The following is a 12986-nucleotide window of genomic DNA, read 5'->3' as shown; positions in this document are numbered from 1 at the left end:
ATGTCCAAGGAAGAATCGACCAGCGGTGACGCGCGCGAGACGGCGATGTGGCTAGGGTCGCATTCACCTGGTCAAACATGCTGGCAGTCGGTGGCTGAGGAGTTTACGGTGGTCCGGAGCCTGTTGGAGGAGCGGCTTGAGGTGGCCGAGGACCGTCTTCGCCGGCTCTGCATGCAGCGTGAGGAGGACGACGAGGCCGCAGCCTCCCCTCCCGGGCTGATCACCGATACTCATTCCTGGCCCGGTGAACGCCGGCTTGAGCAGATGGCGGCCGACGGGGACCGACTGGCACGAGTGGCTGCGGAGTTCGGCCTCGGAAATGAAGACACGGACCTGCTCGTCACCTGTGTGCTGCCCGAGATCAGCCCTGCCTGTGGAACGGCTTGCCGGTATCTGAGCGGCCTGAGCACGTCTCGTCCCACTGTCGCGGTCGTCCTGGCCGCCAACAACGTGCCGCTACTGAAGGCCTTGGCACGTGGCCTGCTGCGGGAAGGGTCATCCTTGCTGCAATCGGGGCTGGTGACATACGAAAACCCCGAAGCGCCCTTTCCTGACAGAGTGCTGAATGTTCCGGATCAGCTGCTTGACTACCTGGCTGAGAACGACACCGGCCTACTGCCGGCCGGCCACTGGCTACGAGCCCTGCCTGCGCATTCTGATGAGCCCGTTCCGGGGAACGCCGAGGATCTGGGTGTACAACTCGTCGCCGATCCGCACCGGACCCGATACCTCCGTCAAGGGATGCGCGGTGAAGCGTTTCCAGCGGTGCGTACCGCACTCGCAACGGCAGGTCGGCTCCCCCTTCTGGTGGACGCCGACGCCCTCGCCTCGTGCGAAACAGCCCCCGCGCAGTTGGCCGAGCGAGCGGCACTGGAAGCACGCCTGCTGGGCGCGGCCGTCGTCATGCCGGTACCGGTCCCCGGCTCTGTCCCGCCGGAGCAGGTGGACCTGCTGCAACGCTTCATCACACGTCTCGACGAGAAGCCTGTGCCCCTGTTGCTCTACGGCAGTCAGGAGTGGGCGGCGTATCAGTGGGACACCCCGCTGACCATCGAGATCGACCTCCGCATCCCCGAGGCCGACCGACCCGGCGACCGACTCGGCCCCAAGGCGTCGGTGGCCGTGGAACGCATCCACCGAACATCGGCGTTGCTTGCCACAACGGCTCCGATGCACGAGGTCTGGGCCGCGGCCCGGCAGCGTTCCGCCGCCGATCTCGGGGCCCTGGCGCGCCACATCGTTCCCGAAGTCGGCTGGGACGACCTCGTTCTGCCCGGTCCAGTTCGGGAACGGCTCGACATGCTGGTCGGTCGCGTCCGTCATCGCGACGAGGTTTTCCGGACGTGGACACTGCGCCGAGGTGGCGGCCGAGGCCGGGGAACCACTGCACTGTTCGCGGGTGAATCCGGTACCGGCAAGACGATGGCCGCGGAGGCCATGGCGAAAGAGCTGGGCCTGGAACTCTTCGTCGTCAGCCTTCCATCCATCGTGTCGAAGTACATCGGTGAGACCGAGAAGAATCTGGAACGTGTCTTCTCCGCCGCCGAGACGCTGGACGCTGTCGTCCTCTTCGACGAGGCCGATTCGATGTTCGCGAAGCGAGGTGAAGTACGGGGAGCCAATGACCGGCACGCGAACATGCAGAGCGGCTACCTGCTTCAGCGCCTGGAGGCCTTCAACGGCCTCGCCGTCCTCACCACGAACCTGCGCTCCAATATCGACGCCGCCTTCACGCGCCGATTCGACGAAGTGATCCACTTCGAGAGCCCTGGCCCCGAGGTGCGTGCGCTGTTGTGGAATTCGTTCCTGGGGGACTCGGTACCGTTGGACATCTCCGTCGATGTGCTCGCCCAGGCCTATGACTTGGCGGGAGGCAGCATCCGTGCCTGTGTCGAGAGCGCTGTCTTCGCGGCAGCCGCGGGTCGCCGAGCGATAACAGGTGAGGACCTCTTGCTGGGGATCGAGACGGAGTACGCCAAACTGGGACGTCTCTTCGGAAGAGTGAACTGAGCGGTACGTCATTGCGGCCCCGGTACCGCATGATGTCCGCTCATCACTGGAATCCCCGCGTGAGGCCAAGCACGGGCGAAGCCCTGAGAGGGGCTTCGCCCGCTTGTTCGAGGTGCGGATCAGGGGGAGTCAGCCCCAACCGTCACCCGAGGTCAGGAGCGCGTCAATTGGAGACGCACAGGTCTTTGAGGGCGCGCCACAGCCCCTTGATGTGAAGGTCGTCGGGATGCTGGCTTCGGACGACCGCGTCGACCGCCTGAACGCGGATGCGTGAGCACTGAGGCGTCGACAAGAGAGGCTGCGACGCCCCGATGGCCGTCAGGAGTTCTCCATTGATGCGGTTGATCTCATCACGTACGTCGCCGAGGTCCGGCGCGGAGGTGGGGGCCTCTCCTGCATTGCTGCGCCAACGTTCGTGCAACTCGCTCTGAACAAGCTTGTTGGCCTCGATCTGATCCTTGAAGATCCGCTGCACCGAGGGACGGTCAATGCCGAGGCGTACCGCTTCGGCATCCATGCTGTCCAGGACCTGCTGCTCGCGAACCGGGTCCTCTATGGGCTGACCTGAGATCCACTTGGAGGCGGCGACCAGGTCGGCTGTGTTGACACGTTCGAGTGCCAACCCGGCCAAGTGCGCCATGGTCTGCTTGGACACACTGGACGTGTTGATACTGAGAGTTGTCATCTGAGAGTCCGCTTCGGTGGCCGCGTCGGCCGACGCGGCGGCTATCAGAGTCATGGCGGCGAGGGCACATCCTGTCGCGAGGACGGCAGGTCGCTGCCTGGTGCGGGAACGCCGTTCGTGGTGAGAGGGCAAGGTACTTGTCTCTTTTCGCTACGTGCCAGCGATTCCTGGTGATGGACTCATCCGGCTGATCTTCCTAGCTCCTCATCATGACCACGATCGATGAAATGGGGGCAGCATCAAAAGTGAAACGAGATGTCGCCAAACGTCGACAGAACAGCCCGGCGAGCGACTCTCTGGGCACCATCAGACTCGTCCGTCGGAACTCTCTGCCGTGCGTCCGAGGAGTGGCAGAGCGGGCCGCAACCCGCCCGGTGTCGTCAACCTTCTCCGCGGCCAGTCAACCTGAGCCGACGGCACTACGGTCAGCCACTCTCTAGGGTTTGAGAGGAGATACACCGAGCCACGGCGCCCGCGCCCCTGTCGGACATCTGCGTGACCACTCTGGGGCCGTCTCCGCCGTCGAGCGCGCACAACAGGCACACCCCCTGTGTGCGTTCACGCCGCCCGGGCTGCGTCGCGTTCACACTCGGGCGCGCGAGCTGGGTTCGCCGGCACGGCACCTCGCCAGTTGGACCTCGACCTCTGCGTGGCAACGCCTCGGAGATCTTCTCCCATTACGCCGGGCGCCTCGGCACCCATTTCACGTTGTCACCGGCTCTTGGACGCAGCCGCCGGATGCAAGGAGAGGCACACAAGCATGGAGCACGAGCCTGTAATGCCCATCTTGAAGAAGTCCACCTCGAACGGTACGCGGTCGACGAAGGGGGGCAATGGCAACAAACGCGTTCGGTTCGCGCCTTCTGTCGATGTGAGAGAGACCCCGAGCCCGTCGGAGCCCTCCAGGAAAGAAAAGCGGGCCCGGTATCAGGAGGCGTGGGAGGCTTTGGGCCTCGCCGGTGAGCCCCAGGGCCTGGACGGCATGATGAGCCCGAAGCTCCTGGACCAGCTAGTGCGGGCTGAGCAGGAACGGATGGAACGGCAGTGGGAGGAGAACAAGCGCCAGGCCGAAGCGGACGACAGCGCGCCGCCGGTCGGCTCGGCTCCGACGCCGATGGACGCCCGGCACGAAGTGGTGCAGAACATCGACATGGTGTGGCAGTACGCCACCGGTCGAACTGGCGCCTCGCCCAATGTCCCACCGGAGGCGCGGCCACGGAGGCAGTGGGGGGTCCAACACTGGGCTACCTGGCTTCTGCACACCTGGGACAGCTCGCGCATGCTGCCGGCGGTCGCCCACCAGACGGGATTCAAGCCTGCTCTCGGCACGATGACCGACAAAAACCTCCTGGATCTCGAACTGCGCGGGCGCCTGGAGCGGGCAGCGGTCATGTACAACGCATATCGTGCTGAGAAGTTGCGTGCGACTGCTGCGGCCTATCGCGAGATAGCACGCAGCCAGATGGATCGGGTCAACAGTCAGAACAACACCCCATCTCAGCAGAAGCAGCTGGAGAAAAGCGTCACCAAGCACGAGGGTTTGGCGAGGAAGTACGAGAAGGCTGCTGATCTTCTGTACATCACTCCCTCGGCACCGCACACGGGGCCGAGAAGATATGCGGATGCTGCACCGTCCCAGAAGAAGCAGAGAAACAAAGCCGTGCCGAAATCATCGGAGTACCTGGTCAAGGATCCAGTAGTCCCCGGCCAGGAAGCGGCGGACGAATACGCCACGGTCCACACAGTCGTCGCTGCCGGTGACCAGGCAGCGAGCAAAAATTCGGATACACCTGCACCGGCGTCCGAGTTGGCCACGACACCAGTGGTGAGTAGCAGTAACGCCCATACGTGGGCCAGAGACCTCGAGATTTTGCTCACCGGTTTGACGGGAACCATCCCGAGTGAAAACTCTGCTTTTCTCCCGGGATCTCATGCCGCCATTCGGTCTCCGCACGTCCGGAAGGAGCCGCTGGATTCAGAATCGATCGAGGCTCTGACGGTCAGTGACCTCAAGACCAAGTTCGCCTGGGAAACCATAACGCACCCCGATGGATTCAAGTACACGGCTTATTTCGTGCACCCAAACATTGTGGTGGCGGACGTCGCGAACATAAACGACCTGATCAACGTGGAACTGTATTCCGCTGACTTGAAGAATGTGCCCGGGAAAATCGACTTCTGCAAAGAGTCGAAACTCTCGGATGATGCCCTGCTGGGGCACGTGAAGGGCTATCTCCGCCTTTTCGACGGAGTGAAGCAGCACGGCTCAGTCAACCAGAAGAAGCTGCTTTCCTTCATCGAGACAGCCAGAGTTGTCGATGTCGACGACATAAACCCCGACATGGGAAAAACCAAGTTCTACACAGATCTCAGTCCAGCCGTGCCGCATGACGCCGATGGCAGAGAAATCGCGCTGGTCGTTCTCTCGCCGACAAAGAGCGTTAGCGCGAAGGTATCCCAACCTGACGGGGTTTACTCAGAGACGGCCAGAAAATTCGCAAGGGCGCTCGAAAAAGCGAAGAACGGGAAGGTCGGGCAAGCGAGTGTAACGTCTTCAAATCCTACGCTCAATACAGGCGGGTACGGAACGGCGAGCTACGTCCAGGTATCGGCCACTGAATTTGATTTCGGAGAGATAGCCGGAAAGAAATTTGTAGTCACGCCGGACGAGTCAATCCTCCACGAATTCGGTCATGTGCGTCAGAATGCGCAGGCGTACGACAAGAAGGATGGCACCGTGCAGCGGACCGTCGGGAACGGTCAGGAGTCGCATGACATCCGGTCCAACATCAACGAGCTCAGAACTCACGGGAACCCTGAAGTGCTGCGTGCGTTGTACAGCCCCGACAGGTCCGTCGAAGACATACAGAGGACTCTCTTCTCCTTCGAACTGGCAGACAAGTGGCGGGCGATAGAGAAGGAAATAGATGAGGAGACGCACAGGACGGAGGAGCGCATCTCAAAGCTACTGAAGTCCAACAGGAATCAAGCAGAGGTGGATGATCTGAAGGAGAGGCTGGAAGACTTGGAGAGAGCTCGCTCGATCAACACCGAGCGTCTCGCCAACCCGCTCTCGGAAGAGGTCCACGGCATTACTGACTGGAATTCTGTTCGCCATTCCCACATTCGACAGTACTATTCCCCTCCCGTAGGGAGCACCAGTCATCAGATTGTGACGATGCCGCTTCACCCTGAACGTCTCAGTTCAGCCGTGAGAGATCCAGGGCACTTTGCTGACTGGGTGGTATCTGTCCAGAGCAGCAACGGGAAACTCAACGCCGCAGAGATCCGGAAGTGGGCCACCAGTTGCGGTCTGAGCAAGCGCGCGTTGGGCAGTGGATGCTCGCCCCTTCCGTCCAAGACCGCTACGGTGCCCGAGGTGGAGAAGATCGTACGTCAGATCAGAAAGGACATAAATGTCTTCTCGAAGACCAATGACATTCTGAGCGGAAAAGTGCCTGTCCGGTCGGGAGGTAACCCGACCGTCGTATACAGAGTGGACTCCCGAGCACCCAAAGACATCGAGGGTAAGCATGGCTTCAAGGTGCCGAAGGAGGGTACCGACAACGATGTCTTCAACCATATCTGGGACATCAGTACCCGCAAGGGAAGCGGGAACACGAATTTTGTGTCCACGAGCCAGGACATCAATCAGATGGTGGCGCAGTGGACGCAGGTCCTGGGTGGCAACGAGGCATGGGTCTATGTCATCGCACCCGGCGAGAACTTCATTAGCGTTCAAAGTGAGCTTGAACGGCTCATCAATGATCCGAAGGAGTCAACGGAGCGGAAGGCCAGGGCGGCGGATGCGATAGCGCTGGGAGCCTACAAGGCAGAGTGGGATGCGCAGGGCGGAATCGAACTGGACAATATTCACCTGGCGTTCCGTATTGACGTGGACGCGAGTGGCAATGTAGCACCGGTCAAAAGTTCTGTGTGGTTCAACCGGGAAGGCTACGAGAAGAGTAGGAGCTCTCTTCTGTCCGTGTTCACCGCCTGCACATCGTCGCGGCAGCGCCGTGATGCGCTGTGCGCCAGGTTCGACCGGGCCGAGCTGCGCGAGCAGGTGAAGTACTACGGCATCGACGACGAGCCGGCAGTCAGGGAGGTTCTGGGCTCGGATGCCGTCACTCAGAGCAGGGGCCAGGAATTTGAATCCATAAAGTTTGCACAGGGAACCCCTCTTGTGCTCACCGCGTCGAACGTCGAGGTAATTGTTCAGGGTAGCCTGGCCTCCGGCCCGTACACCACGAACCTGAAGAACAATGATGTCATGTGGAGCAAGGTTTTCCGCAAAGGCAGCAAGGGCTTCTCCCGACGTGTGGCCGGAAGGATCGACAATGCGGCAGACCTCAAGGATCTCGCTCTCTACCTCAAGGGGTTCTATGACCTCGTAAAGTCGGGAGACGCCACTCTTGACGACTACCTCATGCACGGAATTCAGATTGTGCCCGGAGTGGGGAACGCGCTCGGTCTGAAGCAATCCGTGGAGAGCGGCGAGTGGGATGGAATCGTCTACCACGGTGCTTCGCTGGCGCTGCTTCCATATGCCCTGACCAATCCTTACGCAGCAGCTTTTCTGATTGCCGCCGAGGAGGCTTGGGGAGAGTATCAGAACCACAAGAACTGGGTGCGGACCGAGGAGGAAATCGGGAAGCGGAAGGAGAGTTTCAAGGCGGCTTTCAGGAAGAACTGGGAGATATATCTAAGGAGTCGCATATCGGCGGTTCTCCAGCTCTCCCCCGCAGAGCGCCAGGCTTTGGCGATGAACCTCGTCCTCGCGCGAACGACCGCGGTCAAGCAAATCGAACTGGACTACTGCCAGTTCAAACACCACCTCACGCCGCAGGAGGAAGTGGTCAAAATCGCAGCACGCAAGGGACCGGACGGCATTTCTGCCTGTATACCGCCGATCGTACTCGGAAAAAGGATTGTGATCGTGAACGGAGTGAGCGGCGACGAGCGGTACCGTAAGGCAGTAGAAGCCAGGCAAAAAATCCAGGAAGTGGACGCCAAAATTGCGAAGCTCAGGTCCTTCTTCGTCATGAATCCAACCTCTCCCGAGGCTGTGGACTTCGAGTCTCTGAAGGACGACATATCCCAAACGCTGAGGACCGACTTCACAACGATGGTACGCCAGGGTGTCCACAATCTCACGGAGGAACTGGCCGGCGCCCAGGACGGGAACTATCCGAATCTCATAAAACTCGCCGTGTGGCTTTCCGTTGACAACAGCCCTTCGCCGCCCGAAAAGCCCTATTCCAACTCTCCGGCATATGTCAACGGCCGCTGGAGGACATGGGGCATGGAGGAAGAAATCCTTCAGGAGATGCAGCGGATCATGTTGGAAACCACCGTGCAGTGCGAGAACTGGATGGCCGCCGAAACGCGCGCAGCGCAGGACGGCCGACTCGCCGACCTGCGGGTCTCGGCGTCCGGAGGTTCCAACAGCACCGCTGCGGCCGGCCGCGCGGAAGTCGACGGGCCCGGGGGTGGCGGACCGTCCTGGAGCGTAGCGGGAGCGCCGGTGAACGCCTTCCCGGACGGCGGGAGGAACATCACCCTGAGTCAGGAGCCGGTACGCCTCGCCGCCGTCCTCGGGGCACCGGTCCGGCACGGACGCCCGGCCGAGATGACCTTGAAGAGCCTGAACAACGGCACAGTAACGATGCACATCAAGAAGACGCGACGGGAGAAGGTCCGGTACACCCTGGACGGGTCATACGGCATGAGGCTCGAGGCCCGCATGTCGGACGGCCGGAACAAGACCCTCTGCTTCACTCATCAGCAAACGCAGCACACGCTCACCACCGCCCCCGGAGTTTCCCTCGACGTCGTGATGGAGGACCTCGCGGACCGTTCGGTCTCTGTCCACCTGCCGAACTCCCAGGTGGGAAACCGTCCCAACGTCTACAGTGGCGCCGGCGATGACGGCACACACAGCTGGAACGGTCCACAGCAGAACGAACTTTCCTACACGTTCCAGGAAGCGGGGGACAGGATGCAACTGCACTTCGCGGACGACGTACGTCTCATCGCCACGTATCTGGGGGGAGGGAAGGTGCGGTACCGGGTCTGGAATGAGCCCTCGGCCCCGAACGTACACATCCGCATCGGCAACGCAGAGCCTGTGCAGGTGGTGTCGGAGATGAACTTTGACGAGCAGACAGTCACCTCGGTGATGCTGATCAGGTGAGACGCGTGCCGGGCACGCGGACGTCGTGAACTCCTCGTGCGTCCTCGCGATGATGGGCGGACCTGTGCCAGGTGGCTCGGGTCCGCCCGCTTTCCGGTGCGCCACGGAGGTCTTGCACGAGGCCGTCGAAGCCCCGGCCTGGGCACCAGGCCTGCTTCCCGCGCCAGATCCTGTCCCGGCGGAGCCCGCCCACAAGGGTGCCGAGGCCTCGGTCCAACCCGCCACTCCGGCCATCGCGACCTGGCCGGGCGCTACCAGAGGTACAACGGAGTCAGGAAAAGCCGAGCGAAGCCCCTGGCACGGCTGGCTACTTCTCTCCAGCCCTGTTCCTCCAGGGGCTTCGCAGTCGTCTTATCGCACAGTCTCTACGACCGCGGGGCGATCACCGTCACGAATTCGGTGGACGATGCCACAAGGTTCTTGTTGTCGGCGGACAGGACCGCGACGTTCACCGGAATCTGCGCGCCGACCAAAGCGGACGGCAGCACCCGGAACTTGACGTCGACAGCAAAGTTGTGCCCGGGCTTGAGGGAGGGCACGTTCCACACGGCGTTGCCGTAAGCGGGCGTGTTGCTGATCAGGCCTTCACGCGGGGCGATCTGGCCCTGCTCGACTTCGGCCTGAGGCATAGCCACGTCGATGCGCAGGTTGGTCAGCGTGTGATCGGACGTGTTGGTCACCAGGCCACTCACGACTATTTCCTCACCAGGCCGAACCTGGGAGTCGGTGGTGTCGGTGGCCATGTTCACCTGGATGCCGGCATCAGCGGCCGGTGCCTGGGTGACGGCTTGAGGGGCAGCCGCAGCCGTGTGGGCGCCCACCCCTACAACGCCGAGTACAGCGACGCTGAGGGCGGCGGCAGCCGCTGTAGCGGTCTTCTTCGTGATGCGCATGGTGATGGCTACTTTCGCTCGAGATCTGGCGGATGCTCACCGACGGCCTTGCCGTCGGGAACGGCTGGAGCACCAGAGGACGTAAAATCGGCCGACGATCCGGGTAGCGGGATGCCAGCCGACATTCACGGTCACGTCCTGCTTGCTGAACCCAGTCTTCCTTTGACCTTCGACGGCTGCTGCACGTCGGAAGTCACAGATGGCCCCCGTCATTCGGCCCTCCGAACGGGCAGGCGGAGAGGGTACGGACGGTGCATGCGGCGCCGGCCCGCGCCTGGACCGGCGCGACCACTGGCCAGTTCGGACAGGCCCCTGCACCTCATTGCGGGGCGACCTCATGTGCCATCAGTTGGAAAGTCCGGCGAGTCGACAGAGTAGGTGCGCCTGGGGTCGTACACGACGATATCGCCCAAGGCGTTGTCGATGGCACACTGGAGATCGGAGTCCAAAATCGTACCCGCCGCCTTGGTATTCTCGACTACCTGCTGGGGTTTGGAGGACCCGATGACGGCGCTGGCCACGTCATCGTGCGACAGGACCCAGGCCAGAGCAAGCTGTGCCATGGTCAAGCCTGCCTGTCCGGCGAGCGGTTTCAGTTTTTGTACGGCCTCCAGGACATTTGGAGCGGTGAGCGGGCCCAAAAAGGGGTTACGTGCTGTTGAGGCCAGACGTGTGGTAGGGGGCGGAGTCCGACCTGGCCGATACTTTCCTGTAAGTACGCCCTGGGCGAGAGGGGACCAGGCCATCTGTCCGATTCCATGGCGTCGGCTGGCCGGGATTACTTCTGCCTCGATGACGCGCCAAAGCATGGAATACTGTGGTTGGTTGGAGATGAAGGGGACGTTCAGCTCACGCGCCAGCCCGGCTCCCCGGGCGATCTCCTCGGCAGTCCACTCTGAAACGCCGATGTACAGGACCTTGCCTTGCCTGACAAGGTCGGCGAACGCCAGCATCGTCTCTTCCAGCGGCACCGTGCGGTCATACCGATGGGCCTGGTAGAGATCCAGGTAGTCGGTCTTGAGCCGGTGCAAGGAAGCCTCACAGGATTCCCTGATGTGCTTGCGACTCAGTCCGCGGTCATTGCGGCCCGGGCCGGTGGGCCAGAACACCTTGGTGCAGATCTCAAGAGACTCACGGCGAACCCCGCTCAAGGCCCGGCCGAGTACGGACTCCGCTCGCGTTTCTGAGTACATGTCCGCGGTGTCAAACGTTGTGATCCCCTCGTCCAAGGCCGTTCGAATACAGGCGTGAGCCTCTTCTTCGTCAAGCTGATGGCCGTGAGTGAACCAATTGCCGAACGAGATCGAGCTGACGTGCAAGCCGCTACGTCCAAGACGTCGGTATTCCATGGGGACTCCATATGCATGACCATGCTGGGGAGGGCGGAGATGGCAATTCGAAAGCTGTGGCCGCCCGCGGCGAGGCCGCCTTGAGTAGTTGACGCGGCTGGGAGACTGCGCGCCGCTGCCGTCCATCTTCGACATGCCTGATCCACGGCAGTTGCGGTTGGTGAGAATACCCCAGTCTCCGGTTCAGTACGCCTGTCGAAAGTCAGGGGTCGGCGTATGACGTTCAGCCGTCCAAGGAAAGTCACCGAAGTGGGATGGTCTATAGGGCCCGGCGTTCGGGCGCCCCATATCGACGTTCAGTTCAGAGGAGCGCGCCTCCATGGACGCAGACCAGCTCCTGCGCCCGGGCAGCCCGGCAGCCGCGAGCGGGCCGCCGCACGGTTCCCCTGCGAGACCGGTGGATCCGAGCCGACAGTCGCTCACGGCAACGACGGGAGGGCCCGATCTGCCGGACGGTCGCCTACCCCACCACCGCGCTTTCCCTGATCGCCGCGGCGACCCTCGCACTGCGCCGTCAGCCCCCAGAGGTCTGCCTGCTCGCGGGGCTGGCCGCAGGTGTTTACTCCGACGGGCGAACACCGTAGTGCGCCGCAGCGTACGTGACGGCGCACTACGGGGACAGCTTCCGTACGGGATGGTCGCTGTGGTCGCCGCGGTGGGCCTGGTGGACGGACAGTCCGACCGCTGCCCGCGGCCGCCGAGCAGTGCTGCACCACCTGCGTCTCGAGAAGTTCACCAACGGGCTCGAGTACGCCCGTGGAGCGACGGTTCAAGCTTGTCTGTCCTTCGAGCCGGATCAGATCATCCTGGAGGTGCGCAGTGGCCCATCTGCTGGCGCGCGGCTGTTGCGCAACTCCCGCGGAATGGGGTTGGCGGGACTGCGGCTGCGGATCAGCGTGAGCGGCGGCCACCTGACAGCCGGTCACCTGAGAGACGGCGGCTTTCGCGTGGAAGCCGTTCTGCCGGCACCGGCTTCCTGCGGACCGAAGGCACCGCATGGGGCCGTGCCCGAGACATCGACGCCGTACCGCCACGACTCCACCAGAACCGTGGAGGTCACCGAGCTCGCCCCGAAGGCAAGGAATACGAAAGCGCCCTATGTCCATTCGCGTACTGGTCGTTGACGATCAAGCCATCATCCGCATGGGTCTGAAGATGCTGGTCGACTCCCAGGAGGACTTCGAGGTCGTAGCCGAGGCGGACGATGGGGCCAAGGCGGTCACGCAGGTGGCGGTGCATCGTCCGGACATCGTGCTGATGGACCTGAACATGCCCCGTGTCGACGGGGTGGCGGCGACCCGTCGACTGATGCGCATGGCCGCGCCACCGAGTGTGCTCGTCCTGAGCGTGTTTGATTCCGACGATCGCGTGCTGGAGGCGCTGCATGCAGGGGCCTGCGGTTTTCTCCTCAAAGACTTGCGGCCGGAGGAGCTGTTTGCGGCACTGCATGCGGTCGCCGCGGGGTGTCGCGTGCTCGCTCCCGCGGTGTTAGGGAGTCTTGTGCGCCGCGCTGCCGGTCACACACCGGTCCGTGTCGGCGGCGCGGGGGAGAAGATCTCTCTGCTGAGCCAGGGCGAGCGTCGCGTGTTGGTTCTGGTGAGCGCGGGCATGACGAACAAGCAGATCGCCGACGAGCTCCAGTTGTCTGGCGCGAGTGTGAAGACATATGTGTCTCGCACCCTCGTCAAGCTCGGGCTCGACAACCGTACCCAGGCGGCAATCATCGCCCATGAGATGGGTATGACGGCGCAGAAATCTTTCGGGGGCGGTCTCCGTCCTGAGGAGGACGAGCCCTGATCCCGTGCGGACCGGTTGCCGGGCTGGGCGTTGGTGGTGGGTGCGGTCAGCTGATG

At 62.5% G+C, this 12986-nt stretch carries 7 protein-coding genes; 4 read left to right on the top strand and 3 right to left on the bottom strand.

Annotation, left to right across the window (positions count from 1 at the left end; all coding sequences use genetic code 11):
• Entirely contained in the window at positions 1-2010 is a 2010-nt protein-coding gene (locus ACIHAA_RS27485; protein WP_399821722.1) for an ATP-binding protein, read from the top strand.
• Between the two features lie 163 nt (positions 2011-2173).
• Here ACIHAA_RS27485 and aroQ read toward each other — a convergent pair whose 3' ends face one another.
• Positions 2174-2749, bottom strand: a complete 576-nt coding sequence (gene aroQ, locus ACIHAA_RS27480) for a gamma subclass chorismate mutase AroQ (RefSeq protein WP_399821720.1) — start codon at positions 2747-2749, stop codon at positions 2174-2176.
• A gap of 706 nt (positions 2750-3455) precedes the next feature.
• Here aroQ and ACIHAA_RS27475 point away from each other — a divergent pair.
• Positions 3456-8891: an enterotoxin A family protein gene (locus ACIHAA_RS27475; RefSeq protein ID WP_399821718.1), complete on the top strand. Its 5436-nt coding sequence runs from the start codon at positions 3456-3458 to the stop codon at positions 8889-8891.
• A gap of 365 nt (positions 8892-9256) precedes the next feature.
• On the opposite strand, the gene ACIHAA_RS27470 is transcribed toward ACIHAA_RS27475, so the two are convergent.
• Positions 9257-9784 carry a hypothetical protein gene (locus ACIHAA_RS27470; RefSeq protein ID WP_399821716.1) on the bottom strand — a complete coding sequence of 176 codons (528 nt, stop codon included), beginning with the start codon at positions 9782-9784 and terminating at the stop codon, positions 9257-9259.
• Positions 9785-10119: 335 nt separating this feature from the next.
• Positions 10120-11133 (bottom strand): aldo/keto reductase family protein, encoded by a 1014-nt coding sequence (locus tag ACIHAA_RS27465; protein WP_399821714.1) that lies wholly within the window; start codon positions 11131-11133, stop codon positions 10120-10122.
• Positions 11134-11837: 704 nt separating this feature from the next.
• Here ACIHAA_RS27465 and ACIHAA_RS27460 point away from each other — a divergent pair.
• Both ACIHAA_RS27460 and ACIHAA_RS27455 read left to right on the top strand, forming a co-directional pair.
• Complete coding sequence (locus ACIHAA_RS27460) at positions 11838-12257, top strand: hypothetical protein (protein WP_399821712.1); 420 nt, start codon at positions 11838-11840, stop codon at positions 12255-12257.
• Positions 12232-12930: a response regulator gene (locus tag ACIHAA_RS27455; protein ID WP_399821710.1), complete on the top strand. Its 699-nt coding sequence runs from the start codon at positions 12232-12234 to the stop codon at positions 12928-12930. The genes ACIHAA_RS27460 and ACIHAA_RS27455 overlap by 26 nt, the downstream gene beginning before the upstream one ends.
• Positions 12931-12986 lie beyond the last annotated feature (56 nt).

Origin of the sequence: Streptomyces sp. NPDC052040 (genome assembly GCF_044548405.1) — a bacterium.
Classification (GTDB): Bacteria; Actinomycetota; Actinomycetes; order Streptomycetales; family Streptomycetaceae; genus Streptomyces.
This window is presented reverse-complemented; position numbering and strand designations above follow the sequence as displayed.